The 25,884-nt window shown below is 63.3% G+C and carries 26 protein-coding genes; 9 read left to right on the top strand and 17 right to left on the bottom strand.

Annotated features, from left to right (window positions below; all coding sequences use genetic code 11):
• Positions 1–10: 10 nt before the first annotated feature.
• The 15 genes from atpA to argC form a co-directional block, all read right to left on the bottom strand.
• On the bottom strand, positions 11–1,555 hold the full coding sequence (gene atpA / locus KUV74_RS10335) for a F0F1 ATP synthase subunit alpha (protein WP_045992709.1): 1,545 nt from the start codon (positions 1,553–1,555) through the stop codon (positions 11–13).
• Positions 1,556–1,571: 16 nt separating this feature from the next.
• Positions 1,572–2,111 carry a F0F1 ATP synthase subunit delta gene (locus KUV74_RS10330; protein ID WP_045992710.1) on the bottom strand — a complete coding sequence of 180 codons (540 nt, stop codon included), beginning with the start codon at positions 2,109–2,111 and terminating at the stop codon, positions 1,572–1,574.
• 11 nt (positions 2,112–2,122) lie between these two features.
• On the bottom strand, positions 2,123–2,593 hold the full coding sequence (locus KUV74_RS10325; protein WP_045992711.1) for a F0F1 ATP synthase subunit B: 471 nt from the start codon (positions 2,591–2,593) through the stop codon (positions 2,123–2,125).
• A gap of 66 nt (positions 2,594–2,659) precedes the next feature.
• Positions 2,660–2,908, bottom strand: coding sequence for a F0F1 ATP synthase subunit C (gene atpE, locus KUV74_RS10320; RefSeq protein WP_045992712.1), 249 nt, complete (start codon positions 2,906–2,908; stop codon positions 2,660–2,662).
• Between the two features lie 79 nt (positions 2,909–2,987).
• Positions 2,988–3,851 (bottom strand): F0F1 ATP synthase subunit A, encoded by an 864-nt coding sequence (gene atpB, locus KUV74_RS10315; protein WP_045992713.1) that lies wholly within the window; start codon positions 3,849–3,851, stop codon positions 2,988–2,990.
• Between the two features lie 13 nt (positions 3,852–3,864).
• Positions 3,865–4,224 carry an ATP synthase subunit I gene (locus KUV74_RS10310; protein ID WP_231498561.1) on the bottom strand — a complete coding sequence of 120 codons (360 nt, stop codon included), beginning with the start codon at positions 4,222–4,224 and terminating at the stop codon, positions 3,865–3,867.
• Between the two features lie 278 nt (positions 4,225–4,502).
• Entirely contained in the window at positions 4,503–5,426 is a 924-nt protein-coding gene (locus KUV74_RS10305) for a ParB/RepB/Spo0J family partition protein (protein WP_045992715.1), read from the bottom strand.
• Positions 5,427–5,492: 66 nt separating this feature from the next.
• Positions 5,493–6,263 (bottom strand): ParA family protein, encoded by a 771-nt coding sequence (locus tag KUV74_RS10300; protein WP_045992716.1) that lies wholly within the window; start codon positions 6,261–6,263, stop codon positions 5,493–5,495.
• Between the two features lie 75 nt (positions 6,264–6,338).
• A complete protein-coding gene (gene rsmG / locus KUV74_RS10295) occupies positions 6,339–7,007 on the bottom strand; it encodes a 16S rRNA (guanine(527)-N(7))-methyltransferase RsmG (protein WP_124804534.1) in 669 nt (222 codons plus the stop codon).
• A complete protein-coding gene (mnmG, locus tag KUV74_RS10290; RefSeq protein WP_222516266.1) occupies positions 7,004–8,899 on the bottom strand; it encodes a tRNA uridine-5-carboxymethylaminomethyl(34) synthesis enzyme MnmG in 1,896 nt (631 codons plus the stop codon). The genes rsmG and mnmG overlap by 4 nt, the downstream gene beginning before the upstream one ends.
• 540 nt (positions 8,900–9,439) lie before the next feature.
• Positions 9,440–10,210, bottom strand: coding sequence for an amino acid ABC transporter ATP-binding protein (locus KUV74_RS10285; protein WP_045992719.1), 771 nt, complete (start codon positions 10,208–10,210; stop codon positions 9,440–9,442).
• A gap of 28 nt (positions 10,211–10,238) precedes the next feature.
• Entirely contained in the window at positions 10,239–10,910 is a 672-nt protein-coding gene (locus KUV74_RS10280; protein ID WP_045992720.1) for an amino acid ABC transporter permease, read from the bottom strand.
• Positions 10,911–11,074: 164 nt separating this feature from the next.
• A complete protein-coding gene (locus KUV74_RS10275) occupies positions 11,075–11,830 on the bottom strand; it encodes a transporter substrate-binding domain-containing protein (RefSeq protein WP_045992721.1) in 756 nt (251 codons plus the stop codon).
• Positions 11,831–12,051: 221 nt separating this feature from the next.
• On the bottom strand, positions 12,052–12,405 hold the full coding sequence (gene erpA / locus KUV74_RS10270; RefSeq protein ID WP_222516265.1) for an iron-sulfur cluster insertion protein ErpA: 354 nt from the start codon (positions 12,403–12,405) through the stop codon (positions 12,052–12,054).
• 169 nt (positions 12,406–12,574) lie between these two features.
• Positions 12,575–13,609, bottom strand: coding sequence for an N-acetyl-gamma-glutamyl-phosphate reductase (gene argC, locus KUV74_RS10265; RefSeq protein ID WP_045992723.1), 1,035 nt, complete (start codon positions 13,607–13,609; stop codon positions 12,575–12,577).
• 263 nt (positions 13,610–13,872) lie between these two features.
• Here argC and KUV74_RS10260 point away from each other — a divergent pair, with 263 nt between their 5' ends.
• The 5 genes from KUV74_RS10260 to KUV74_RS10235 all read left to right on the top strand — a co-directional run bounded on the left by KUV74_RS10260 (position 13,873) and on the right by KUV74_RS10235 (position 19,829).
• A complete protein-coding gene (locus KUV74_RS10260) occupies positions 13,873–15,819 on the top strand; it encodes a chloride channel protein (protein ID WP_261395295.1) in 1,947 nt (648 codons plus the stop codon).
• A 9-nt stretch (positions 15,820–15,828) separates the two neighbouring features.
• Positions 15,829–16,260 (top strand): protoporphyrinogen oxidase HemJ, encoded by a 432-nt coding sequence (gene hemJ / locus KUV74_RS10250; RefSeq protein ID WP_045992725.1) that lies wholly within the window; start codon positions 15,829–15,831, stop codon positions 16,258–16,260.
• A gap of 35 nt (positions 16,261–16,295) precedes the next feature.
• A complete protein-coding gene (locus KUV74_RS10245; RefSeq protein WP_108449583.1) occupies positions 16,296–17,108 on the top strand; it encodes a hydroxymethylpyrimidine/phosphomethylpyrimidine kinase in 813 nt (270 codons plus the stop codon).
• Positions 17,109–17,282: 174 nt separating this feature from the next.
• The gene (gene hemL, locus KUV74_RS10240; protein ID WP_045992727.1) at positions 17,283–18,575 is read left to right on the top strand and encodes a glutamate-1-semialdehyde 2,1-aminomutase; all 1,293 of its coding nucleotides are present in this window, start codon (positions 17,283–17,285) and stop codon (positions 18,573–18,575) included.
• A 12-nt stretch (positions 18,576–18,587) separates the two neighbouring features.
• Positions 18,588–19,829: an AAA family ATPase gene (locus KUV74_RS10235; RefSeq protein ID WP_045992728.1), complete on the top strand. Its 1,242-nt coding sequence runs from the start codon at positions 18,588–18,590 to the stop codon at positions 19,827–19,829.
• A 160-nt stretch (positions 19,830–19,989) separates the two neighbouring features.
• Here the strand turns inward: KUV74_RS10235 and KUV74_RS10230 are convergent, their stop codons facing one another.
• The gene (locus KUV74_RS10230) at positions 19,990–20,661 is read right to left on the bottom strand and encodes a LuxR C-terminal-related transcriptional regulator (RefSeq protein WP_045992729.1); all 672 of its coding nucleotides are present in this window, start codon (positions 20,659–20,661) and stop codon (positions 19,990–19,992) included.
• 328 nt (positions 20,662–20,989) lie between these two features.
• Here KUV74_RS10230 and rdgB point away from each other — a divergent pair, with 328 nt between their 5' ends.
• The 4 genes from rdgB (at position 20,990) to KUV74_RS10205 (ending at position 25,024) form a co-directional block, all read left to right on the top strand.
• Positions 20,990–21,601, top strand: a complete 612-nt coding sequence (gene rdgB / locus KUV74_RS10225) for an RdgB/HAM1 family non-canonical purine NTP pyrophosphatase (protein ID WP_045992730.1) — start codon at positions 20,990–20,992, stop codon at positions 21,599–21,601.
• Positions 21,601–22,770, top strand: a complete 1,170-nt coding sequence (hemW, locus tag KUV74_RS10220; RefSeq protein ID WP_222516264.1) for a radical SAM family heme chaperone HemW — start codon at positions 21,601–21,603, stop codon at positions 22,768–22,770. The genes rdgB and hemW overlap by 1 nt, the downstream gene beginning before the upstream one ends.
• 38 nt (positions 22,771–22,808) lie before the next feature.
• Entirely contained in the window at positions 22,809–23,483 is a 675-nt protein-coding gene (locus KUV74_RS10215; RefSeq protein WP_222516263.1) for an OmpA family protein, read from the top strand.
• Between the two features lie 665 nt (positions 23,484–24,148).
• On the top strand, positions 24,149–25,024 hold the full coding sequence (locus tag KUV74_RS10205; RefSeq protein WP_222516262.1) for a 23S rRNA (adenine(2030)-N(6))-methyltransferase RlmJ: 876 nt from the start codon (positions 24,149–24,151) through the stop codon (positions 25,022–25,024).
• Between the two features lie 38 nt (positions 25,025–25,062).
• Here KUV74_RS10205 and KUV74_RS10200 read toward each other — a convergent pair whose 3' ends face one another.
• Positions 25,063–25,635, bottom strand: a complete 573-nt coding sequence (locus tag KUV74_RS10200) for a YceI family protein (protein ID WP_222516261.1) — start codon at positions 25,633–25,635, stop codon at positions 25,063–25,065.
• Positions 25,636–25,884 lie beyond the last annotated feature (249 nt).

Here is a 25,884-nt window from a genome sequence, read left to right as displayed (position 1 = left end):
CAGTGGACGCTTACCAGCTCTGAGAGGACTTGAACTTCTCGAGACCCTGCTTCAGGCCGTCCTTGATCTCGTCGTTGTAGTCGCCAGACTCGTTGATCTTGTCGAGCAACTCGCCGTGCTCGGACTTCATGTACTCGTGGAGTGCATGTTCGAAGTCCAGCACCTTGTTGACGTCGACGTCGTCCAGGAAGCCTTCGTTGGCGGCAAACAGGGAGATCGCCATCTCGGCAACCGACATCGGCGAGTACTGCTTCTGCTTCATCAGCTCGGTGACGCGCTGACCGTGCTCGAGCTGCTTGCGGGTGGCTTCGTCCAGGTCGGAGGCGAACTGGGAGAAGGCCGCGAGCTCGCGGTACTGGGCCAGAGCCAGACGCACGCTGCCGCCGAGCTTCTTGATGATCTTGGTCTGTGCCGAGCCACCCACACGAGACACCGACAGACCGGCGTTGATGGCCGGGCGGATGCCTGAGTTGAACAGGTCGGTCTCGAGGAAGATCTGACCGTCGGTGATCGAGATCACGTTGGTCGGAACGAAGGCAGACACGTCGCCGGCCTGGGTCTCGATGATCGGCAGTGCGGTCAGCGAGCCGGTCTTGCCCTTCACTTCACCGTTGGTGAACTTCTCGACGTAGTCGGCGTTGACACGCGCGGCACGCTCGAGCAGACGGGAGTGGAGGTAGAAGACGTCGCCAGGGAAGGCTTCACGGCCCGGCGGACGACGCAGCAGCAGGGACACCTGGCGGTAGGCCACGGCCTGCTTGGACAGATCGTCATAGACGATCAGCGCGTCTTCACCGCGGTCGCGGAAGTACTCGCCCATGGTGCAGCCGGAGTAGGCGGCGAGGAACTGCATCGGGGCCGGATCGGCGGCGCCGGCGGCGACCACGATGGTGTGCTCCATGGCGCCGTGCTCTTCGAGCTTGCGCACCACGTTGGCGATGGTCGACTGCTTCTGACCGATGGCCACGTAGACACAGGTGACGCCGGTGCCTTTCTGGTTGATGATCGCATCGATGGCGATCGCCGACTTACCGATCTGACGGTCGCCGATGATCAGCTCACGCTGACCGCGGCCGATCGGCACCATGGCATCGATGGACTTGAAACCGGTCTGGATCGGCTCGTCGACGGACTGACGAGTGATGACGCCAGGTGCGACCTTCTCGACCGCGTCGGTTTCCTTGGTGCCCAGGTCGCCCTTGCCGTCGATGGGGTTACCGAGGGCGTCGACCACACGGCCGCGCAGTTCGGGACCCACCGGCACCTCGAGGATGCGACCGGTACACTGGGCAGTCATGCCCTCTTCCAGCTGCAGGTAATCACCCAGAACCACGGCACCGACGTTGTCGCGCTCGAGGTTCAGGGTCATCCCGAAGATGCCGCCGGGGAATTCGATCATCTCACCGAACATTGCGTCGGCGAGGCCGTGAATCTGCACGATACCGTCAGATACGCTGACGATCGTGCCCTGATTACGGGCTTCGGATGCGACGTCAAGCTTCTCGATACGCTGCTTGATGATGTCGCTGATCTCGGAAGGATTCAGTTGCTGCATGCCATGTCCCTCAGACTCAGGCGGAAAGGGCTTCCTGGAGGCGGTTCAATCGACCACGTACCGAACCGTCGATGACGGTGTCGCCGGCACGCAGGATCACGCCGCCCAGGAGCGTCTTGTCCACCTGAGTGGTAATGGAGATTTCGCGGTTCAGACGCTTGGCCAGTGCACTCGCGAGCGATTGTTCCTGGGCTTCGGCCAGCGGGAAGGCGGAAACAATTTCCACCTCTACCCGCTTTTCCTGCTGGGCCTTGAGCACCTCGAACTGCTCGGCGATGGCGCCGAGCGCCGCCAGGCGACCCTTCTGGCCGACCAGGCGAACGAAGTTCTTGAGGTCGTCATTGACGGCGTCACCACAGACGTCGACGACAACATCAGCCTTCTGTGCGCTGGACAGCTTGGGATTGCCGAGCACCCGGGCGCGCATGTCGTCGTCGCCGACGACCTGCGCGACCCTGGCCAGCATGCCGGACCATTCGTCGAGCGCGTCCTTGGCCACGGCGTGCTCAAAGGCAGCCTTGGCGTACGGGCGAGCGATAGTTGACGTTTCCGCCATGGGGCACCTCCTCAGAGCTCTTTGGCGAGTTTGTCGACGATGGCAGCGTGCTGCTTCTCGTCGATGGAGGACTCCAGGATTCGCTCAGCGCCCAGGACCGCCAGACGGGACACCTGTGCGCGCAGGTCTTCCTTCGCGCGTGCCACTTCCTGCTCGATCTCGGACTTGGCCTTGGCAATCATGCGCTCGCCTTCAAGGCGGGCGTCTTCGCGTGCCTGCTCGAGCTTCTGGTTGGCCTGTTTCTGGGCCTGTTCCAGGATCTCGGCCGCCTCTTGCTTGCTCTTGCGCAGGGTCTCGTCGGCCTCTTTCTCGGCCACCTCGAGATCACGCGCCGCACGGCTGGCAGCATCCAGACCATCGGCGATCTTCTTCTGGCGTTCCTGCAGAGCTTGCATGACCGGCGGCCATATAAACTTCATGCAGAACCAGACGAAGAACGCAAAGGCGATAGCCTGGCCGACTAGGGTAAGGTTCAGGTTCACGCCAGCACCTCTCGCGTTACGGGTTTGGGGTTAACGGATCGACGGCTCGGGACGAGCGGTCGGACATTAACCGACAAACGGGTTAGCGAAGGTGAAGAACAGCGCGATACCAACACCGATCATGGTCACGGCGTCCAGCAGGCCGGCGACGATGAACATCTTGACCTGCAGCATCGGAACCATTTCCGGCTGACGTGCAGCGCCTTCCAGGAACTTGCCGCCGAGGATACCGAAGCCGATGGCGGTGCCGAGTGCACCCAGGCCGATCAGCAGGGACACGGCGATGGCGGTCATACCCAGAACTTGTGCTTCCATGGTGGTCTCTCCAGTTTTTAGTTGAAACTAAGGTTTATCAGTGGGTTAGGGTTAAGGGTTTAGGGTTGAAGCGAAACCGTCAGTGCTTCTCCACCGCCATGCTCATGTAGACGATGGTCAGCATCATGAAGATGAAGGCCTGCAGGGTGATGACCAGGATATGGAACACCGCCCAGGTGAAGTGCAGCGGCAGCTGCCACAGGCCGATCATCGCGATCAGGATGAAGATCAGCTCACCGGCGTAGAGGTTGCCGAACAGTCGCAGGGCCAGGGAGATCGGCTTGGCGATCAGGGTCACGGTCTCGAGCAGGAAGTTGACCGGGATGAACAGCGCCTGGACCAGCTTGTTGGGTGAGTTGAACGGGTGCAGGGTCAGCTCACCGATGAAGCCGGAGAAGCCCTTGGCACGAATGGTGTAGAAGATGATCAGGCCGAACACGGACAGCGCCATGCCGAGGGTGGCATTGACGTCGGTGGTCGGTACCACCTTGAAGTAGACGTGGGCCGGGTCCGCGCCGAACAGGGCGCCGATCTTGGCCGCCAGCAGCGGCAGGAAGTCCACCGGCACCAGGTCCATCAGGTTCATCAGGAAGACCCAGCAGAAGATGGTCAAAGCCAGCGGCGCGATCAGCTTGCTCTTGCCGTGGAAGGTGTCCTTGACCGAGTTGTCGACGAACTCGACCATCAGCTCGACAAAGTTCTGCAGCGCACCAGGCACGCCGGTGGTAGCGGTGTTGGCCGCCTTCTTGAACAGCCACAGGAAGATCAGACCGAGACCGACGGACCAGCCGAGGGTATCGAGGTGAACGGCCCAGAAGCCCATGTCGGAAGCTTCCTGGGCGGAATGGGCGATCGACCAGCCATTGTCCGGGTGCAGCCCGAAGGTCAGGTTCTGCAGGTGGTGCTGGATATATTCCGTCGGAGTCGGATTCGTGCCTGCCATGTCTGCCTCGTTGTCAGGTGTGCGACGGTCGTTTCACCAGCCAGGGCCCCAGCCAATGAACGAACAGCGTCACCACATAAGCGCCAAAGAAAAAAGTCGGGTTTGAGGGAGGCACTGCGATGAACACCAGGGTGAACAGCGCCGCCGTCAAACCGAACTTGCCGGCTTCCGCACGATAGAAATTGTTGACGATGGCCTTGGAGTAGCGCGCGCCCTGCGCCCGGAACACACACCAGGCAAAGAACACATTGGGCAAAAAGGCCACCAGCCCGCCCAGGGCCGCCGAGGAAGCGCCGGAGATACCGTCGATGCCAGCCGCCGCAACGCTGGTCAGCGCCAGCACAGCGAGCTGTGCCATCAGCAGGCGCTGCACCTGGGGTCGTTGGATCCTGGCCGCCAAGTGTCTCTCCCGACGCGCCTCTTGGCGCGAACTCGTCATCCATCGTGATCGCCGGCGACAGACCACCGGCAGACTCCGGCGCGATTATAGGGAAGCCCCCTAACGGCTTCAACCAAAGACGTGACGATTTGTCGTCACTTCGCGCTGGCTTACGACCAAATGCGGAGAAAAGGCCGCTAAAGTGATTAGCGACCTAAGTGGTTTACTGCGCTGATACGCGCAACCCGGTCGCTGTCTCTGGTCGTCGCCACTCAGCGGATGTGGCCCAGGATGCCGTCGAGCTCATCGAGGCTCGAGTACTGGATGGTGACCTTGCCCTTGCCGGCCTTGCCGTGGCTGATCTTGACCGGGGCGCCGAGCAGATCTGCCAGACGGGTCTCCAGCCGGGCCACGTCCTGATTCGGCGCAGTCTTGGCGGCCTTTGGCTTGCCATTGGCCAGTTGCTTGACCAGTGCCTCGGTGGCGCGCACGGTCAGGTCCTTGTTGACCACCTCATGGGCCGCCTTGCGCTGCTTGGCCGCCGGCAGGGTCAACAGGGCGCGGGCATGGCCCATGTCCAGGTCACCGCGTTCGAGCAGCGTCTGCACCTCGGGGTCCAACGCCAGCAGGCGCAGCAGGTTGGTCACCTGGGTACGCGAACGGCCCACGGCGTCGGCGACCTGCTGCTGGGTCAGTTCGAATTCGTCGAGCAGACGCTTGAGCGCCAGCGCCTCCTCCACCGGGTTGAGGTTCTCACGCTGGATGTTCTCGATCAGTGCCAGCGCCAGGGCCACCTCGTCGGTCACCTCGCGGATCACCGCCGGGATGACGTCCAGCTCGGCCAGCTGGGAGGCCCGCCAGCGGCGTTCACCGGCGATGATCTCATAGCGGTCGGGACCGATCGGACGCACCACGATGGGCTGCATCACGCCCTGGGCGCGGATCGAGTCGGCCAGCTCCTCCAGCGCTTCGGGCTGGATATCGCGCCTTGGCTGGTAGCGTCCACGGCTGAGCTGGCCCAGCGGCAGGCGCTCCAGACGTTCCTCCGGCGCGGGAGGCGGCACCACCGTGGCGTCTTCGTCGCCGTCGGTGGTCAGCTCGGCATCCACCTCGGGCAGATCGAGGCTCTCGCGGCGGCGGGCACCGGCCCCGATCAGCGCATCCAGTCCTCGTCCCAGGGCGCGTTTGCGCGTCATCGATTCATCCTCATCACAGCACGCTCAAAAATTCGACACTGCTGGCCCTTGCCACCCTGGCCGGGGCTACAGCGACAGCCGACGAATTAGTTCCTTGGCCAGCACCCGGTGGGCCTGGCTGCCCCGCGAGAAGCGTGCGTACTTGGTGACCGGCAGGCCGTGACTCGGCGCCTCGGCAACCCGCACGTTGCGTGGAATGGTGGTCTTGAGCAGGGCATCGCCGAAGTAGTCCCGCAGCTGCTTGCTGACGTCCCGGGTCAGGCTGTTGCGGGCGTCGAACATGGTGCGCAGGATCCCGAAGATCTCGAGGCCCGGATTCACGCTGTCCTTGATCTGCTCGACGGTGTCGAGCAGCGCCGACAGGCCTTCCAGGGCATAGAACTCGCACTGCAGCGGTATCAGCACCCCATCGGCGGCGGTCAACGCATTGACGGTGAGCATGTTCAGCGACGGTGGGCAGTCGATCATCACCACGTCGTACTCGCCGGCGACTTCGTCCAGCGCCTTGGCCAGCGCCCGCTCGCGGCCTTCACCACGATCGAGCAGCTCGACCTCGGCGGCGGTCAGGTCGCCATTGCCGGGCAGCAGGGCGTAGCCCGCCTCGGGGCAGTCGAGGATGACCTCCACCGGGCGCTTGTCGCCCAGGATGACGTCGAGCACGCTGCCCTCGAGGCTGTGCTTGTCGACACCACTGCCCATGGTGGCGTGGCCCTGGGGATCGAGATCGACCAGCAGTACGCGGCGATCCAGCGACGCCAGACTGGCGGCCAGGTTGACGGCAGAGGTGGTCTTGCCGACCCCACCCTTCTGGTTGGTCAAGGCGATGATTTTGGTCACGACGTCATCCTTGCGTGGAAATTCTCGGGTGGCTGGTGGCGGCAAAATCGTGAAAACCGAACCCCAAGCCCGAGCCTAGCGGCCCCCGGCCTCGGGTTCCAGCATAACCAGTTCTCGACCCGCTGACTCGTACGGCACCCTCAACGCATGGCGCGAGACACAGCGCACGTCGTCCTCCAGGCGTTCGAGCTCGCCGTCCACCGCCGGCCCCTTCATCGCCAGCCACTGGCCGTGGGGCGCCAGCAGCGGCCGAGTCAGCTCGACGAAGTCCTCGAGGCTGGCAAAGGCCCGCGAGATCAGTTGATCGAACCCGCCGTCGGCCGGGGTATAGGCTTCCACTCGCGCCTGGATAGGGGTCACCCGGGCAAGCCCAAGCTCCATCACCGCCTGACGCTGAAAGCGTACCTTCTTGCCGTTGCTGTCGAGCAGACTGACGTCTAGCTCGGGGTTGAGGATCGCCAGCACCAGGCCGGGCAGGCCAGGCCCCGCACCCACGTCGAGCACCCGTGGGCCCTTGACCCAGGGCAGCACCGCGGCGCTGTCGAGCACGTGGCGAGAGACCATGTCCAGCGGATCGCGTACCGCCGTGAGGTTATAGGCCCGATTCCACTTGTGCAACAGACCCACCAGGGCCAGAAGCTGGTCAAGCTGGGCGGCGGTGGCCGTGATCTCGAGGGCGGCAAGGCCCTCGCTCAAGCGCTCGTGCAGTCGCTGCTGCAGGGCCGGGGACATCGCCTGACTCATCCGCTGGCCACCTCGCGATCATCGAGCAACCGGCGTTTCTTGAGGTGAATCAGCAGGATCGATACTGCCGCCGGGGTCACCCCGCTGATCCGCCCGGCCTGGGCCAGGGTCTCGGGGCGCGCCTCGGCGAGCTTCTGGCGAATCTCGTGGGACAGCCCCTCGACTCGGCTGTAGTCGAGATCGGTCGGCAGGGCCATGGACTCGTGACGCTTGAGCTTGTCGATCTCGTCCTGCTGACGATCGATGTAGCCCTGGTACTTGGCCTGGATCTGGACCTGTTCGGCGACCGTCTCGTCACTCACCGGCTCACCCTTGGCCGCAGCCACGTCGGCATAGCCGAGTTCCGGGCGCTTGAGCAGATCCATCAGGCTGTACTCGCGGGCCAGCGGCTTGCCGGTAATTTGCTCGATGGTGGCGGCGGCATCGGTCCCGGGCTGCACCCAGGTCGCCTTGAGCCGGGCGCTCTCGCGCTCCACCGCTTCACGCTTGTCGCTGAACCGTGCCCAGCGCTCATCGTCCACCAGCCCCAGTGCGCGACCGTGTTCGGTCAGGCGCATGTCGGCGTTGTCCTCACGCAGCAACAGCCGGTACTCGGCGCGGGAGGTGAACATCCGGTAGGGCTCCTTGGTGCCCTGGGTGATCAGGTCATCCACCAGCACCCCGAGGTAGGCCTCGTCGCGGCGCGGACACCAGGCGTCGAGCGCCTTGGCGCGACGCGCGGCGTTGAGCCCGGCGAGCAGGCCTTGGGCCCCCGCTTCCTCGTAGCCGGTGGTGCCGTTGATCTGGCCGGCGAAAAACAGGTTGTGGATAAATTTGGTTTCCAGCGAGTGCTTCAGGTCCCGCGGATCGAAGAAGTCGTACTCGATGGCGTAGCCCGGACGGGTGATATGGGCCCGCTCGAGACCTTCGATGGAGCGCACCACCTTGAGCTGCACGTCGAAGGGCAAGGAGGTCGAAATACCATTTGGGTATAGCTCATGGGTATCCAGACCCTCCGGCTCGACGAACACCTGGTGGCTGGTCTTGTCGGCGAAGCGGTGGACCTTGTCTTCGATGGACGGGCAGTAGCGCGGTCCGACCCCTTCGATCACTCCGGAGAACATCGGCGAGCGATCGAGATTGTCGAAGATGATCTCGTGGGTACGCTCGTTGGTATGGGCGATATGGCAGCTGACCTGGCGCGGATGCATGTCCCGCGATCCCAGGTAGGACATCACCGGAGTCGGACTGTCGCCCGGCTGCTCCTCGAGGCGCGAGAAGTCGACGCTCTTGGCATCGATGCGCGGCGGGGTGCCGGTCTTCAGGCGATCGACCCGAAACGGCAAGGCGCGCAGACGCTCGGCCAGGGCGTTGGAGGGCGGATCCCCGGCACGACCACCACGGCTGTTGTCCAGCCCGATGTGGATCACCCCGCCGAGGAAGGTGCCGGTGCACAGCACCACGGTTTCGGCCAGGAATCGCAGTCCGGTCTCGGTGACCACGCCGCGCACGGTGCCCTGGTCGACGATCAGGTCGCCGGCGGCCTGCTGGAACAGCGTCAGGTTCGGCTGGTTTTCCAGCATGCCACGAATCGCGGCCTTGTAGCGCACACGATCGGCCTGGGCACGGGTCGCCCGTACCGCGGGGCCCTTGCGGGCGTTGAGCACGCGAAACTGGATCCCGCCCAGGTCCGTCGCCAATCCCATGGCGCCGCCGAGGGCGTCGATTTCCTTGACCAGATGACTCTTGCCGATCCCGCCGATGGCGGGATTGCAGGACATCTGGCCCAGGGTCTCGATGTTGTGGGTCAACAGCAGGGTCTGGCAACCCATGCGGGCAGAGGCCAGGGCAGCTTCCGTTCCAGCATGGCCACCGCCGATGACGATGACGTCAAAGCGGTCGGGATACTCCAAGGTTCACCTCGTTCGGCGCAGCGCGCCAGCGGTCTGGATATTGGGTTCGTACGAAAAATAGCCGGTCAGTATAAACCCTCCTGTGGGTAAACGTCAGGGTTTTCCACACCCCGTCTGTCAGGCAGGACCTTCACTTACCTACCTATAAAAAAATAAAAGAATAAGAAAGGAAGTTCTGTAGTGGTTGTAACTACTGGTGTGGACACTTTCTGTGGAAAAACCATTTAAACCTACAAAAAACAAATAGATACAATGTTGATCCTTTGTTGGACAAGGGGCGTACCAGCGTTTGATGGCGTGTTATCTGCCTGTGGACACAATCACGACTTGCCCACAGGGCTCGGCTTCCACCAGTTATCCACCGAGCTCGGGGGCGGTTGTCACCGTGACGGTGAACAACTCGCCGACTTGCCCACAGCCCCCGTGGCAGTGGGCTTCGCAGCCAAATGTGAAAAATCTTGTCCACAGCCCCAAAAAGCCAAAAAAACGCTCTGTCGATCACTCGACAGGGCGTTTCAGAGGCTCGAACGGGCGGTTTTTTTAGTGCTTGAGCACTCGCGCCAGGAAGCTCTGGGTACGTTCATTCTGCGGATTGTCGAAGACTTCTTCGGGCTTGCCCTGCTCGACGATCTCGCCCTTGTGGATGTAGATCACGCGGTCGGCGACCTCCCGGGCGAAGCCCATCTCGTGGGTCACGATCATCATCGTCATGCCTTCTCTGGCGAGCTCACGCATGGCGTCGAGCACCTCACCGATCATCTCCGGGTCCAGCGCCGAGGTGGGCTCGTCGAACAGCATCAGACGGGGCTCCATGGCCAGTGCACGGGCCAGCGCCACGCGTTGCTGCTGACCGCCGGAGAGCTGGGTCGGGTACTTGTCGGCCTGGTCCTTGATGCCGACCCGATCGAGCAGCCGTTCCGCGGTGGCCTCGGCCTTGTCACGGCTTTCGCCGCGCACCTTCATCGGGGCCAGGGTGACGTTGTCACGTACGCTGAGGTGAGGGAACAGGTTGAACTGCTGGAACACCATGCCGACCTCGGTGCGGATGGTCTGCAGTGCCTGGCTGGCCTTGCCGTCGGGCTTGAGGTCGTTGCCGTCGACCCTGAGGGCGCCCTGCTGGAATTCTTCCAGGCCATTGACGCAACGGATCAGGGTCGACTTGCCGGAGCCACTGGCGCCGATGACGACCACCACTTCGCCCTGGGCCACCTCAAGGTCGATGTTCTTGAGCACGTGGAGCGAGCCGAAGTGCTTGTTGAGTTTATCGATGCGGACGATGGGCTCGCCCTGGGCGTGAGAGGCTGGGTTCATGTCGGAATTTTCCATGGGATGTTGCACCTCATTGGCCCACCAGGCCCTTGCGCTCGAGCATGCGCAGGGCGAAGGACAAGGAAAGGGTGATGGCAAGATAGAGCAGCGCCACCATCAGATAGACCTCCAGGGCGGTGAAGGTGGTGGCGATGTAGATCTGGCCCTGGCGCACCAGCTCGCCCACGCCGATGACGGCGAACAGCGAGGTGTCCTTGATGCTGATGATGGCCTGGTTGCCCAGCGCCGGGATCATGCGGCGGAAGGACTGGGGCCAGATGATGTAGCGGAAGGTCTGGCGTCGGGACAGGCCCAGCGACAGGCCGGCCTCGCGCTGGCCGCGCTCGATGGACTGCACACCACCGCGCACGATCTCCGAGATGTAGGCGCCGGAGTTGACGGCGATGGCAGCGATACCTGCGGTGACCGCATCGATGGGGCCACCAAGGATGCTCGGCAGGCCATAGAAGATGAACAGCACCTGTACCAGTACCGGGGTGCCGCGGAAGATTTCGATGTAGGCCACGGCGGGAACACGCAGCCAGGCGCTCGGGGAAATGCGCAACAGGCCGAAGATGATGCCGATGACAAAGCCGATGGCCAGACCGCCGAAGGAAATCAGCAGGGTATAGGGGATGCCGGTCAGCAGCTGGGGGATGGAGGACAGCGCCGCCGACCAGTCGAATTGGAAGTTGACGTCCACGAGTGGGTCTCCGTCATGCACGTGAAATCAGGACAAGGCGAGAGGCCTTGATGCCGGGGTCGAGACAGTGCCTCGGGGTGACGTCCGGGTAACACCAAGGGGGCCGGTCGTGTACCGGCCCCCATGAATCCCAGGTCGGTTGCCCAGGTCGCTATGGACTGCGATCACTCGCTGGTGGAACCAAACCACTTGGCGTGGATCTCGTCGTAGGTGCCGTCTTCCTTCATCGCCGCCAGGGCCTCGTTGACCGGCTCTACCCACTCGCTGCCCTTGACGAAGACGATGCCGTACTGCTGGCCTTCGTACAGCGGACCAACGACCTTGACCTTGCCTTCGCCACGGGTCTGGGAGAAGTAGCCGACGTTGGGGGCGTCGTAGAAGGCGGCATCGACGCTGCCACCGAGCAGGGCCATGTACATGTCGCTGGTGCCCGGATAGGGGGTGATCTCGGCGTCCTCGCCCAGGTTTTCCTGGAGGAAGTCATAGCTGGTGGAGCCGATCTTGGTGCCGATACGCATACCGGACAGGTCATCGATCTCGCTGACGCCTTCTTCGTCGGCGTTGACCAGGATCTTCAGACCGCTGTCGTAGTAGGGGTCGGAGAAGTCGACGATCTCGGCACGTTCGTCGGTGATGGTGATACCGGCGATGGCGATGTCGACGTTACCGGTCTGGACGGCGGGAATGATGCCGTTGAAGTCCATGGTGCGCAGTTCGTATTCGAAACCGGCACGCTCGGCCAGCTCGGCAATGATGTCCATGTCGAAGCCGACCATTTCGCCGGATTCCTGGTCCATCATCTCGAACGGCACGAAGCTCGGGTCGGTGGCCACGTTCAGGGTCTCGGCCTGGGCACTGCCGATGACACCGAAGGTGAGCAGGGCGGAGGTAAGAGCGGCAGAAGTAAGGGCGGTTTTCATGATTTTCCCCAGTTGACGTTATTGTGAAATCCTCAACTACCATGGCGAGTTGCGGGGAAGGGGTCAAGTTGGGGGAGAATCCGCTGGGCCAACGCTGGCGGCGCTACAACACAACGCAAGACGCAGCCGGGAGGCTGCGTCGAGGGTGACATCAAGGGCTGCATCAAGTGCTGTCTGGAGAGGCGTGTTGCTGTCGCGTCGGCTGACGCGCAGCAAGGTCGCTACACCATAAAGGAGGCGCCGCAACCACAGGTGGTGGTGGCGTTGGGGTTCTGTACCAGAAAGCGTGCGCCGGCCAGGCCTTCCTCATAGTCGATGGTGGAGCCGACCAGGTACTGGTAGGACAGCGGGTCGACCACCAGCGAGACATCGCCGAAGGGAATCTCGGTGTCGTCGTCGTTGACGCCGTCGGCCACGTCGAAGCCGTACTGAAATCCCGAGCAGCCGCCTCCCGTGACATAGACGCGCAGGGCGATGTTGCTGGCGCCGTCTTCGGCCATCAGTGCCTTGAGTCGGCGCTGGGCGTTGTCGGACAGCAGTAGCGGGGTGGGGACAAAGGATTCGGCACCGCTCATGAGAGCTCCCGGGGTCGAGAAACAGGGTCAAAGCGGTCGATGTCGCCGATCAGCCGACGTCGACCGCATCGGTCATTATCCCCAAGCCAGAGTAAAAGGGTCAACTTTTCCTCGGAGGTAAGGCGCCTGTTACGTCGACATCCCCCCGCAGCAAGCGGGGGGATGGGCCTCAGGGCATCATCGCCGGGGCGTCGAGACCGGCGGTCTCGTCGAAGTCGAACATCAGATTGAGGGCGTGGATGGCCTGGCCGGAGGCGCCCTTGACCAGGTTGTCGATGACGGCCAGCACCACCACGGTGTCGCTGTTGCCGGGGCGATGTACGGCGATGCGGCAAAGGTTGGCGCCCTTGACGCTACGGGTCTCGGGGTGGCTGCCGGCGGGCATCACGTCGACGAAGGGCTCGTTGGCGAAGCGGTCTTCGAACAGGCGCTGGAGATCACCGGGGTCGCCGGTCAGGCGCCCGTACAGGGTGGCATGGATGCCGCGGATCATCGGCGTCAGGTGGGGCACGAAGGTCAGCCCGACCTCACCCCCGGCGGCGTCGCCGAGCCCTTGGCGAATTTCCGGCAGGTGGCGATGGCCGGAGGCGCCGTAGGCCTTCATCGATTCACTGGCCTCGGCCAGCAGCGAGGGCACCTTGGCGCCACGGCCGGCACCGGTGACGCCAGACTTGCAGTCGGCGATCAGGTGGTCGGCGTCGATCAGCCCGGCTTCCAGCAGCGGCAGAAAGCCAAGCTGCACCGCGGTGGGATAGCAGCCGGGGACGGCGATCAGGCGGGCCTGGCGAATCTGATCGCGGCTGACCTCGGGCAGGCCGTAGACGGCTTCCTCGAGCAGACCCGGGGCGCCGTGAGGCTGGCCGTACCAGTCGGCCCAGACGCCGGCGTCGCGCAGCCGGAAGTCGGCTGACAGATCGATCACCCGGGTGCCTCGCTCCAGCAGGTCGCCGGCCAGCGCGTGGGCGACGCCGTGGGGAGTGGCGAAGAACACCGCATCGCAGCGCGCCAGGCGCTCCGGGTCAGGCTCGGAAAAGCGCAGCTCGTCGTAGTGACCTCGCAGGTTGGGATAGAGTTCGGCCACGCCGAGGCCGGCTTCGCTTCGTGAGGTGATCGCGTCCACCTCCACCTCGGGGTGGCGCGCCAGCAGCCTGAGCAGTTCGACGCCGGTGTAACCGGTGCCGCCGACGATTCCAACCTTGATCACGTAACGCTCCTTTGCACTTTGCTGTTTCAGCGCATTGCCATGGAAATGTGGCCGCCCGCAAGGCGAGCCGAATGGCCTGGCCACAGGCCTGCCTGGAGATTCTCGGGCCAGGCGATGGGGGTTCCGAGAGACGACGATGACGGCGGCCTGGGTGCCAAGTCACGTTCTATGATACACAAGAGATAGTCACCTAAGGTAAGCCTGCCTTTCATCTTGCGTCAGGGACTCGACCCTTCGCTCTCAAGGAAGCGACCCACACCTCCATGCGCCTGCCCGATCTCAGTCTTGATGCCTTCCGTCGCCAGCTGGCGAGCGTCGACGCCCTGCCGCAACTGTGCGTGCTGGGGGTGGTGACGGGGCTGATCACCGGCAGTCTGATGGTGGTCTTCCGGCTGGCGTTGATGGTCGGCGCCATGCTGGTGATGCCCTACGACGATCCCGAAGCCTTCGAGCAGTTGTCTACCGGCCTGCGCATGGTGCTGCCGATCATCGCGGTGACGGTGATTGGTGTGCTGCTGTGGCGTCAGCCACTGGCCGCCCGCAAGATCGGCGTCAGCCATGTGATCGAACGCCTGACCTATCACCAGGGCCGCTTTCCGCTGCGCAACTGGTTGAACCAGTGGTGGGTGGGGGTGGTGTCGGTGGTCGGGGGGCTGTCCGCCGGGCGCGAAGGCCCGGCGATCCACCTGGGCGCCGCCGCCTCCAGTGGCCTCGGCCAACTGCTGCGCCTGCCCCACAACAGCCTGCGGGTGCTGGTGGCCTGCGGCACCGCGGCAGGCATCGCCGCCTCCTTCAATACGCCCATCGCCGGGGTGATCTTCGCCATGGAGGTGGTGATGATGGAATACACCATCGTTGGCTTCATGCCGGTCATCCTGGCGGCCTGCATGGGAGCCCTGGTCTCCCAGTTGGTCTATGGCGCCGACCCTGCCTTCGCGGTTCCCGATCTGTCCATGGGCTCGCTGTTCAATATCTACTGGATCGCCGCCATGGCCTTCGGTATCGGCCTGCTGGCGGGTCTGTTCATCCATGTATCGCGCTCGGAGCGCATCGCCAGCCTGCCGCTGTGGTGGCGCCTGGCACTGGTCGGTGCCCTGGCGGCGCTGCTGGCCTGGTGCTACCCCCAGGTCCAGGGCATCGGCTACGACAGCCTGTCCGATGCGCTGTTCAATCGCCTGACGCTGGATATTCTGATGGCGCTGGTGCTGGGCAAACTGCTGCTGACTGCCTTCGCGGTAGGCTGCGGGGTGCCGGTGAGCATCATCGGCCCGGTGCTGGTGGTCGGCGCGGCCGCCGGGGCGCTGTTCGGCATTGCCGGGGGCTGGATGTGGCCGGACAAGGCCGCAGACCCTGGGCTATTCGCGATGATCGGCATGGCGGCGATGATGGGGGCGGTGCTGCAGGCGCCGCTGGCGGCGCTGATGGCCCTGCTCGAACTGACCCATATGCCCCATATTCTGTTGCCGGGCATGCTGGCGGTGGTGGTGTCCTGCCTGACCGCGCGCCAGCTGTGTCGCTGTGACGGCTTCTTTATCAGCGTCAAGCGTCATGGTCTGCACCCCCTCCAGCAACCGCTGATGCAGGCGTTGTCGCGGGTGTCGGTGCCGGCGGTGATGGAGCGCAGCCTGGTGCGCACCAGGCGACGGATCTCGGAGACCCAGGCTCGGGCATTGCTCGAGGCCAAACCGGTGTGGATCATCATCGAACGTTCCACCGACGACAAGCCGACCCTGGCGCTGAAGGCGGCCGACCTGGCGCGTTATCTGCTCGAGCAGCAGGAGCAGCAGCAGGGACAGCGGGAGAAACAGGAACACAAGGCGGCGCCGGAAGGTCAACGCGAAGCCAGCGACGACAACGCCGCCATGGACGTGTTGGTGGACAAGGGGGGCGCCCCCGGTGGCCAGGCGGATGTCATCGCGGGCAAGAACGTCGATCGCTCGCCACCGCCGGTGTCACCAGCGGCGGCCAGCCCTGATGAAGACAAGGAGGCGTTGCTGGACCTGCTGGAAATCCCCGGCCAGCGACTGGACCTGGTGGCCATCCACCTGCAGGCGACCCTGACCGAGGCGCTGAACGTGCTGAACGAAAGCAAGGTGGATGGACTCTACGTGGAACACGGCTATCGACCGAAGCAGAAGCGAATTTCCGGTATCATCACCCGGGATGCCATTGAGCGGTACTACCGCCTGTCTGATCCATCCACAGCCTGAGGAGTCGCCATGTATCTGTGGATAAAAGCCTTTCACCTGATGTCGATCGTGACCTGGTTCGCCGCCATGTTCTATCTGCCACGGCTCTACGTGTACCACGCCATGGCCCGGGACAAGGGCGAGTACGCCAGCATGGATACCTTCATGGTGATGGAACGCAAGCTCTATCGCGGCATCATGACACCTTCGATGGTGGCGGTATTGCTGCTGGGGGCCCTGCTGGTGTGGTTGAACCCGGCCCTGATGAGCCAGGGCTGGCTGCACGCCAAGCTGGCGCTGGTGGTGGCGCTGGTGGCCTATCACCATGTCTGCCTGATCTACCTGAAGCAGCTGGCCGAGGATCGTTGCCGTCGCAGTGCCACCTTCTTTCGTGTGTTCAATGAACTGCCGGTGCTGGCACTGGTGGCTATCGTGATCCTGGCTGTGGTGAAACCCTTTTGAATAGCCTGAGTCCTTCGACTTCGCCCCACCTGCCGATGGTGCTGGTGCTGGCCGGGCATGACCCGACCGGCGGTGCCGGCCTGGTGGCCGACGCCGAGAGCGTGGCCGCCTGCGGAGGCTGGGCGCTGACCGTGCCTACCGCACTGACGGTACAGGACCTCGTCGACGTCCAGGCGGTTCACCCGGTGCCGGCCTCGACCATTCGCCAGGCGGCCGCAGCGCTGGAGAGCCTGCCGATCGCGGCGATCAAGATCGGTTTGATCGCCGACCTCGAGGCGCTGGACGCGGTGGTCGATGTGGTGCGCCGCCGGCCCGGTGTGCCGGTGGTTGCCGATCCGGTGCTCAAGGCGGGGGGCGGATCACCGCTTGCGACCCAGGAGCTGATCGACGCCTACTTCGAGCGTCTGCTGCCGAGGGTAGATATCCTGACCCCCAATCGCGACGAACTGGCACGCCTGGCCGGGCTCGACTACCAGGATGATACCGAGCGCTGTGTCAGTCTGATGCACCAGGGCTGCCAGGCGGTGCTGGTGACCGGCACCGATGATCCCCAGGGCCAGACGGCCAAGGGGCGTGTCGCCCATACCCTGCATACTCCGGACAGCGATCGTCAGTGGACCTGGCCCCGCTTGCCGGCGACCTTTCATGGTTCCGGCTGTACCCTGGCCGCTGCCGTGGCTACGCGACTGGCGGCGGGAGAAAGTCTGGTGCAGGCTTGTGAGCAGGCTCAGGTGTTTGCCTGGCAGGCGCTGGCCCATGGCTGGACGCCCGGCCAGGGGCAGTCGTTGCCTCGCCGGCTGTGGAAAATGCCGACGCCGCGCTTTTCGCCGGACGAGGTCAAGGTATGATGGCGACACGGCAGTCGGCATGAGAGACCCCGATCAGCCCCTGTTGGAAGGTATTGGCGCCCAATTCACCGGGTTATCCCATGCCCTCCACAGGGTTATCCACAGGCGGTGTCGCGCTGAATCGATGTCTGTGGCATCGATGATTGAATTTCACTTTTGGGCAAAGAGGTTGCCATGACCACATCCGCTGAGCTCTTCGAACAGGCCTGTCGGCACATTCCCGGTGGCGTCAACTCACCGGTGCGCGCGTTCAAGGGGCTGCATCGTCCGCCGGTGTTCATGGAGAGCGCAAAGGGCGCCTACCTTTTCGATGTCGAAGGCAAGCGCTACGTCGACTACGTGGGCTCCTGGGGACCGATGATCACCGGCCATGCCGATCCCGACGTGCTGGGCGCGGTGCGCGAGCGCCTCGACAAGGGCCTGTCCTTCGGTACCCCGACCGCGGTCGAGACCACCATGGCGGAGCTGATCTGCGAGATCATCCCGAGCATCGAGATGGTGCGCATGACCAACTCGGGCACCGAGGCGACCATGTCGGCGATTCGCCTGGCCCGTGGCTTCACCGGGCGGGACAAGATCGTCAAGTTCGAGGGCAACTACCATGGTCACAGCGATTCGCTGCTGGTCAAGGCGGGGTCCGGCGCGCTGACTCACGGTGAGCCCAGTTCTCCCGGGGTGCCTGCCGCTCTGGCCGAACATACCATCACGCTGTCCTACAATGACATCGACGAGGTGGAGCGCTGTTTCGAGGAGATCGGCAGTCAGATCGCCTGCATCATCGTCGAGCCGGTGGCCGGCAACATGAACTGCATCCCGCCGAGCGCCGATTTCCTCAAGACCCTGCGCCAGGTCTGTGACCGCCACCAGAGCGTACTGATCTTCGACGAGGTGATGACCGGTTTCCGTGTCGCCCTGGGCGGCGCCCAGGCACACTTTGGCGTGACCCCGGATCTGACCTGTCTCGGCAAGATCGTCGGTGGCGGCATGCCGGTGGGTGCCTTCGGTGGCAGCCGCGAGATCATGAGCGAACTATCGCCGCTGGGACCGGTGTACCAGGCCGGCACCCTGGCCGGTAATCCGCTGGCCATGGCGGCGGGGGTGGCACTGCTGACCAAGCTGAAAGAGCCGGGCTTTCACAAGGCCCTGGCGCAGCGTGTCGAGACCCTGTGCAACGGGCTTGAAAGCCGGGCACGCGAGGCTGGTATCGACATGATCACCCAGCGCGTGGGAGGGATGTTCGGGGTATTCTTCACCGCTCAGAGCAGCGTCGAGAACTTTGCCCAGGCCACCGCCTGTGACGCCGATGCCTTCCGCCGTTTCTTCACCGCCATGCTCGAGCAGGGAGTCTACCTGGCGCCGTCGGCCTACGAGGCTGGCTTCATGTCCAGTGCACACACGCCGGAGGATATCCAGGTGACCCTGGACGCTGCCGAGAAAGCCTTCGCCCAGATGACGACCCAGGCCTGACAGGAGCCGACCATGACTGGCAATGACGCCGCTTCGCCGGACACCGCGCTGGAGCCATTTACCCTGGAAGAACTGCTGGACGCGCTGGCCGAGTTTCACGCCGAGCCGTTGCCGCCGGAGAGCGATTTGCCGGAACCGCTGACGGTGCTCAAGCACCGCAGCGAGGCCGAGTTCTCGGCCTGTCGATCCCTGCTGACCGGGGACGAGGATGTCGAGCGCCTGGACGCCCTCAAGGTGTGGCTGGATCAGGAATTCGATCGTCTCGCTCCGATCATCGAGGTGCGCAAGGATCGCCTGCGTCCCAGCCGTTGGTACATGGAGTACTCCGATGTACGTCTGTGTGACAACGGGCGTCTGGTGGTCGCCCAGAGTGCTGCCCAGGATCCCAAGCCCTTCGACTATCCCGAGATGGCAGATCCCGGCCATGACCTGGCGAGTCTCAGGGTGGAACTCGAACTGCGTGGCGAGATGACGCTCTCCCATCAGGCGCTGGATGGCTATCTACGTCGCAGTGGCGACTACGAGCTGGCACGGATCCTGTCACTGTTGCAGGTCATCGAGTCCATGGCGGGCATGCGCCGTGCGCTGCAGCGCCGCCAGGTGAGCGGCCAGGAGCGTCCGTCGCTGATGGCCGAGACCATGAACAGTTTCCGCCGCTACCTGACCCTGGCGGAGCGCCACGCGGAGTTCCGCTTTCCGCCGCTGGTGATCGGCGTCGGGGTGTCGGGCAGCGGCAAGAGCCGTTTCACCCGTACCCTGGTGGGACGCCAGGGGGCGGTGCGACTGAGCTCTGATGTTCAGCGCCTGGTGCTGCATGGATTCAATCCACAACAGGGTAGTGACGATCTGCCTGTGGATATCTATACCCGCGAGGCCACCGACAAGACCTACCAGCGCCTGGCCGCCTGCGCCGGGATTCTGCTGGATGCCGGTTACATGGTCTGTGTCGACGGCACCTTCCTCGAGCGCAAGCAGCGCGAGCTGTTGCGCTGGCAGGCCGAGGCCCGGGGACTGCCGGTGCTGCTGGTAAGCTTCGAGGCCGACGACGAGACGCTAAGACGGCGCATCAGCAAACGTGCGGTGCGCAATGAGCGGGACGAATCGTTGAGCCTGGCGGTGCTGGCGGCACAGCAGGACGCCTTCGAAGACTTCACCGACGAGGAACGCCTGCACCTGGTGCGGCTGGACAGCACGGCCGACAACGCGGCGGAGACCTTGGCCAGCCTGATCGAAGAGCACATACGCGTGCTGTGAGAGACCAGCCAGGTATCTTTCTCCACCAACAAGGACGCCGGCGATGCCGGCGTCCTTGTTGGCTGCACCTGTGTTGTCGATGCAGTCGCTTCATTCCGTTGCTCGATTTCGGCCGAGAGGCATCCGTGCCCCCGTAGGTCCGGGGCTCGGTCGTCGAGCCTTAGCGTGTCGCAGTGGAGCGTCGAGGTGGCGGTGCGCCGAGATTCTGGCGTGCCCAGTTGACCGCCTGCAGGCGATTGCTGACGCGAATCTTCTTGAACACGTTGTACAGGTGAGACTTTACGGTGTGTTCGCTGACGCACAGGCGTTCGGCAATTTCCATGTTGGAGGCGCCGGAGCCCAGCAGTCCGATGATCTCCATCTCGCGCTGGGTCAGGCCACAGGCCGGTCGATAGGCATTGAGCTGCTGGCGGCGGGAAAACTCGATCAGGCGAGTCATCAGCGAGCGCGACATCCACAGATCGTCGGTCTCGAACAGCTTGGCGATGCCCTTGCAGATACTGTCGAGGCTGTCCTGACGATAGAAGACTCCTCGCAGATGCATGAAGGATAGCACCTCCAGCGCATGCTCTTCGTCACGCAGGTTGAAGGCGGTGAGCAACAGGCCGCTGTGGCGTGCACTGACGTCCTGCCAATGCTGCATGGCGGCGTCGTCGACGTGGTCGGCGTCCATCAATACCAGCACCTGCTGACTGTCATCGATCTCGATGGTGTCGGCGGGGGCGGCGATGGAGACAGGGCAGTGGAATTGGTCCTTGATATAGTTGATGAAGAGCAGTGACTGAGGGTTGTGGTCAGTCACCAGCACTATCTGTCCTGTGTTGTTGCTCATCGTCGTGTCTCCGTGCACCCGCAGACGCCTGCTGACAGGGATGGGTATGACTAGTAAGTGGTGACCATTATGGGCCTATTTCATTCATTTTGTAAGGTTCTGTAACTACTGCATAGTAAAGTTAGGCTTGATACACGGTTATACCGAAATATTTCATACCTTGGTCCTAGAAAATAGCGAATTTTCGGACAGTTTCCCGGTATTTTTTGAATCTTTTTTCCAACTTTGTGCTTAAACGGCATTCAAACCGCGCATGATAGAGTATAGGCAAACATGCCGGCATAGTGCCGACGTGTCTTCTATCGAACTACCCATCAAGAGCGACACCATGAGTCAACTTACCGAACTGGTGCTGGCCAGTGGAAACGCCGGCAAGCTCAAGGAACTGGGCGCGCTGCTGGCGCCACTGGGCATCAAGGTTCACGCCCAGTCGGAGTTTGCCGTTCCAGAGGTCGAGGAAACGGGACTGACCTTTGTCGAAAATGCCCTGCTCAAGGCGAGGGAAGCCAGCCGTATCAGCGGCCTGCCGGCGCTGGCCGACGACTCCGGGCTCGCCGTGGATGCACTCGATGGTCGCCCCGGTATCTATTCCGCCCGCTTTGCCGGTGAACCCAAGGACGACGGTCGCAATAACGACAAGTTGCTCGAGGCCATGGCCGAGGTGCCCGAAGGGAGTCGTGGTGCCAGCTACTGGTGCGTGCTGGTGCTGCTCGAGCATCCCGAGGATCCAGTGCCACTGATTGTCCAGGCCGACTGGCGTGGCGAGATCCTGGCCCATCCGCGCGGTGAGGGCGGCTTTGGCTATGATCCACTGTTCTGGCTGCCGGATCAGGGCGCCAGCGCCGCTGAACTCGGCGCGGCGGAGAAGAACCGACTGAGTCATCGCGGTCGCGCCCTCTCGGCGCTGCTGCTCGAACTCGAGCGTCGGTCGAGTTCGTGATGGTGTCTCGTCTTCCGCCGCTGGCGCTGTATGTCCATGTGCCCTGGTGCGTGCGCAAGTGTCCCTACTGTGACTTCAATTCCCACGGTGTCGGGCGCGGCGCCGAACTCCCCGAAGAGGCCTATCTGGCGGCGTTGATCGACGACCTGCGCAGCGATGCCAGGCTTGCCGACGGACGCGAGCTGGTCAGCATCTTCATCGGCGGCGGCACCCCGAGTCTGATGTCTGGAGATTTCTATCGCCGATTGCTGGATACGGCGAGCCAGCTGGTGCCTTTCGCCTCGGATATCGAAATTACGCTGGAAGCCAACCCGGGGACGCTGGAGCGTGGCCGCTTTGCCGACTATCGCCGTGCCGGCATAAACCGGCTGTCGCTTGGCGTGCAGAGTTTTCACGACGCACAGCTCTCGGCGCTGGGTCGTATCCATGGCGGCGAGGACGCCGAGCGCGCCTTCGATGAGGCTCGCCGAGCCGGATTCGACAATCTCAATCTGGACTTGATGCATGGCTTGCCGGGGCAGACCCCGGAGCTCGCGCTTGCCGACCTGGAGCGGGCCATCACGCTGGCGCCGGAACACCTGTCCTGGTATCAGCTGACGCTGGAGCCCAATACCGAGTTTCATGCCAAGCCACCGCGGCTACCGGAAGAAGAGGTGCTGTGGGATATCCAGGACCTGGGCCACGAGCGTCTCGAGGCGGCAGGGTTTCAACGCTATGAGATCTCGGCCTACTCGAAGCCCGGGCGTCGGGCGCGTCACAACCTCAACTACTGGCGCTTCGGCGACTATCTGGGGATCGGCGCCGGTGCCCACGGCAAGATCAGCCAGCCGGGCGAGTCGGGCTTCCACATCGAGCGTCGCTGGAAGACTCGCCAGCCCGAGGCTTACCTGCGGCGACATCAGGACCCACGGGGTTTCGTGGCCGGTCACCGGCGGGTGAAGCCCGACGAGGTGGCGCTGGAATTCGCGATGAACGCACTGAGACTGGTCGACGGGGTATCGCTGGATACCTGGTGTGCACACACAGGACGCTCTGTGGCAGAGTTGTCGCCAAAGATCGACAAGGCGCGTGAAAAGGGACTTATTGTGCAAGACGCCGCCAGGGTTCAAGCTTCTGCGCAAGGTCTATTATTCTTGAACGACCTTTTGACCCTGTTCAGCGAAGACTGAAAGGGATGATGTACCACATGGAAGGAGACGTTGACGCCATGAGCAGCAAGACTCGACTGATCGCCCCGCTGGCAGCCGCCGTGATTCTGGCTGGCTGCTCCACAACGGATCCTTACACTGGCCAGACCGATCGCAACAACACCGGCATTGGCGCCGCTGTGGGTGCCGCCGTCGGTGCCGCTGCCGGTGCCATCAGTGGCGACGGCAGCACCAGCAAGCGTGACCGTGCCTTGATTGGCGCCGCTGCGGGCGCCGCCGTGGGCGGTGGCATCGGTGTCTATATGGATCGCCAGGAAGAACAGCTGCGTCAGAGCATGCAGGGCACCGGAATCGGCGTGGAGCGCCAGGGTGACAACATCGTGCTCAATATGCCGAGTAGCGTGACCTTCGGCTTCGATTCCTCTGATCTGACCGGTGGTGCCACCAGTGCCCTTAACGACGTGGCCAACGTGCTGACCCAGTATCCGGAAACCCGCGTCAATATCGCCGGCCACACCGACTCTACCGGCGACGCCAGCTACAACCAGCGTCTGTCCGAGCGTCGTGCTCAGTCGGTGGGCAGCTACCTCCAGGGGCAGGGTGTCGCCTCCGGTCGTCTGTACGTGAGCGGCTACGGTGAAAACCAACCGATCGCCAGCAACAACACCGAAGAAGGTCGTGCCCAGAACCGTCGCGTCGAGATTACCCTGACGCCGACCGGCCAGCAGGGGTAAGGCGACTCGGCTGCCTGACCTGTATGAGGGAGGCCTGCCCCTCGGCTGGCTTCTCTATTCTCCAGGGGCAGGGTGTCGCCTCTGGTCGTCTGTACGTGACCGGCTACGGTGAAAACCAGCCGATCGCCAGCAACAACACCGAAGAAGGTCGCGCCCAGAATCGTCGCGTCGAGATTACTCTGACGCTGACCGGCCAGCAGGGGTAAGGCGACTCGGCTGCCTGTATGAGGGAGGCCCGCCACCTCGGTGGGTTTCTCTCGCTTGCGTCGATAGCCCGTAGCTGAAGTCGCGACGTTGCAGCGACTGCAATGGCAAGGCCCGCACCTCTCGACAGAGGCGCGGGCCTTTTCGATACCTGCCTATCTCTTCATTCCTGCCCGGTCTCTCCTGGACTCTCTAGATATCTTCAGGACTCTCTAGAATTTTCCTGGTCTGGTCTGGTCTGGTCTGGTCTCACCTAAGCCCTGCTGCTGCCCCAACCTTGGTCACAGCGCTATCTGGCGACGGCTCCATGATATTCAACGGCTCGGGTTCGTGGGGGTACAGCGTACCAGCCCAATGTCTGTTATGAGTCCATACGTCTGCACGCAGACCCCTACTTGCTGCTATCGTAACGCCATCGACTCGGCGAACGATTTTCGCCCCACGACCAGGTCAGACCATCCATGCTTTCCTATCAGCACGCCTATCATGCCGGCAATTTCGCCGACGTTCATAAACACTTGTGGCTTTACGCCACGATCGATCACCTATTACGTAAAGATAGCGCCATTACGTTTATAGATACTCACGCCGGGCGAGGAAGCTATCCGTTGGCGGCTGAAGAAACCGCGCGGCTCAAGGAGTACCAGACGGGCGTCAAGCGCCTGTGGGACAGCCGCACCGAGACGGGCAAGGCGGGCGCACAGAATCCACTGCTGACGACCTGGCTTGAGGCGATCGACTCCGTTCAGCCGCGGCCACAGCAATTGACCCACTACCCGGGCTCGCCCTGGTGGCTGGGTCATCGGCTGCGTGATCAGGACCGATTGACCCTGTTCGAGTTGCACCCGGGTGAGCACGGTCACCTGGCCCGGCAGTCACTGGCAGGCGAAGGGCAGCAGGCGAATATTCGACGCGTGCATGGCGACGGCCTGGCCGGGCTCAGGTCACTGCTCCCGGTAAAGACACCGCGGCTGTGCGTGCTGGTCGACCCGAGTTTTGAGCGCAAGTCGGAGTACCAGGAGGTCGCCGAGACCATGATTCATGCCCTCTGCAAGGTCCGCCACGCGGTGCTGCTGCTGTGGTATCCACTGCTGCCCGCAGGACGCCACCAGGAGCTGTTGGACAGGCTGCGAGCCAGCGGTGTACGCAAGCTATGGCGCAGCGAGGTGATCCTGCACCCCCCGGGTGGGGCGAGTCACGGCATGTACGGCAGCGGGATGCTGGTGGCCAACCCGCCCTGGGGTGTCAGCGACAGCATGCAGGCCGCCATCGCTGACTGGCTACCGCTGCTCGGTGACGCAGCGCGCCACGAGCAGCGCTGGTGGGTCGAAGAGTAGCGCCTGGTCGTTGGTCATCTGGCCAGACGCCAATCGGGTCATGGTGCTTCGAACATCAAGCGAAAGCCCACCGGTGAGGTTCGGTCGATGGATGAGAGGCCAGCGATTTCCTGCAAGGCGGCGATGCCTTCCTCGAAGCCCAGCGATTCTGCGCTTAGCCATACCGGCTGATCCGACACCACCAGCCAGCGTGTGTCGGCGAGTCTTGCCACCAGTACCTGGGCTTCCTGCTCGGTCGACGCCGAGCCGAGACTGATATCGACCGGGATACTGGTCGCCAGGGTCTCGCCTACGCCAAGTGAATCGAAGCTGGAGGTATCTACCTGGGCCAAGATCGCGAAGCTGGCCGCGGCCAGCAGGTGCTCGAGCATCCGTTCATCACGGATATCGATGCCCGTGTCCAGCGATTCTGTGGCCACCTCGATGGTGACCTTGCCGTTATCGTCGATACCGCCGGACAGACCGTCCAGGTGGTGGGTCTCACCTATGCTCTGGTTTTTCACCGAGCCGAACCACAGGCGTGAATCGTCACCGGACAGCTGCCAGTCCGCCAGGGCGGAAAGCGAGACGCTGCCTAGCGCCATTGCGACAACCAGGGGAAGGACTTTCATGGGGACTCCTGTGGGCAAGGGGGCACTGCCCACAGTGTAGCGGGTATGACAGATGCCCTGGACGAGCCCTCGGTCCGGCCGGCCGGGGGGCGGATGCCTGGCACCAGTGATGGCGGACGCCTCAGGCGCCCCATGTCGGCGCCAGGCGTGGCTTCGCCATCACCGAAGGGATGGCGAGGCGATCGCTGGCGCATGAACGTGGGTAAGTGCTCGCTATTGGTGGAGCGTCTGTTTTAAAGGCTTTTGTGC

This window comes from Halomonas sp. DP1Y21-3 (genome assembly GCF_019801245.1).
In the GTDB taxonomy this organism is placed as follows: Bacteria; Pseudomonadota; Gammaproteobacteria; order Pseudomonadales; family Halomonadaceae; genus Halomonas; species Halomonas litopenaei.
The sequence above is the reverse complement of the archived record's forward strand: the minus strand, read 5'-3'. Positions and strand labels throughout refer to the sequence as shown.

Coding starts and splice junctions, on each gene's coding strand:
- KUV74_RS10285 (WP_045992719.1), bottom strand. CDS start 10,210: ATGAACCCAGCCTCTCACGCCCAGGGCGAGCCCATCGTCCGCATCGAT.
- KUV74_RS10275 (WP_045992721.1), bottom strand. CDS start 11,830: ATGAAAACCGCCCTTACTTCTGCCGCTCTTACCTCCGCCCTGCTCACC.
- hemL (WP_045992727.1), top strand. CDS start 17,283: ATGACCACATCCGCTGAGCTCTTCGAACAGGCCTGTCGGCACATTCCC.
- KUV74_RS10205 (WP_222516262.1), top strand. CDS start 24,149: ATGCTTTCCTATCAGCACGCCTATCATGCCGGCAATTTCGCCGACGTT.
- atpB (WP_045992713.1), bottom strand. CDS start 3,851: ATGGCAGGCACGAATCCGACTCCGACGGAATATATCCAGCACCACCTG.
- KUV74_RS10245 (WP_108449583.1), top strand. CDS start 16,296: ATGGTGCTGGTGCTGGCCGGGCATGACCCGACCGGCGGTGCCGGCCTG.
- atpA (WP_045992709.1), bottom strand. CDS start 1,555: ATGCAGCAACTGAATCCTTCCGAGATCAGCGACATCATCAAGCAGCGT.
- erpA (WP_222516265.1), bottom strand. CDS start 12,405: ATGAGCGGTGCCGAATCCTTTGTCCCCACCCCGCTACTGCTGTCCGAC.
- KUV74_RS10305 (WP_045992715.1), bottom strand. CDS start 5,426: ATGACGCGCAAACGCGCCCTGGGACGAGGACTGGATGCGCTGATCGGG.
- KUV74_RS10260 (WP_261395295.1), top strand. CDS start 13,873: ATGCGCCTGCCCGATCTCAGTCTTGATGCCTTCCGTCGCCAGCTGGCG.
- rsmG (WP_124804534.1), bottom strand. CDS start 7,007: ATGAGTCAGGCGATGTCCCCGGCCCTGCAGCAGCGACTGCACGAGCGC.
- hemJ (WP_045992725.1), top strand. CDS start 15,829: ATGTATCTGTGGATAAAAGCCTTTCACCTGATGTCGATCGTGACCTGG.
- KUV74_RS10330 (WP_045992710.1), bottom strand. CDS start 2,111: ATGGCGGAAACGTCAACTATCGCTCGCCCGTACGCCAAGGCTGCCTTT.
- KUV74_RS10200 (WP_222516261.1), bottom strand. CDS start 25,635: ATGAAAGTCCTTCCCCTGGTTGTCGCAATGGCGCTAGGCAGCGTCTCG.
- rdgB (WP_045992730.1), top strand. CDS start 20,990: ATGAGTCAACTTACCGAACTGGTGCTGGCCAGTGGAAACGCCGGCAAG.
- KUV74_RS10230 (WP_045992729.1), bottom strand. CDS start 20,661: ATGAGCAACAACACAGGACAGATAGTGCTGGTGACTGACCACAACCCT.
- hemW (WP_222516264.1), top strand. CDS start 21,601: ATGGTGTCTCGTCTTCCGCCGCTGGCGCTGTATGTCCATGTGCCCTGG.
- KUV74_RS10215 (WP_222516263.1), top strand. CDS start 22,809: ATGAGCAGCAAGACTCGACTGATCGCCCCGCTGGCAGCCGCCGTGATT.
- KUV74_RS10235 (WP_045992728.1), top strand. CDS start 18,588: ATGACTGGCAATGACGCCGCTTCGCCGGACACCGCGCTGGAGCCATTT.
- atpE (WP_045992712.1), bottom strand. CDS start 2,908: ATGGAAGCACAAGTTCTGGGTATGACCGCCATCGCCGTGTCCCTGCTG.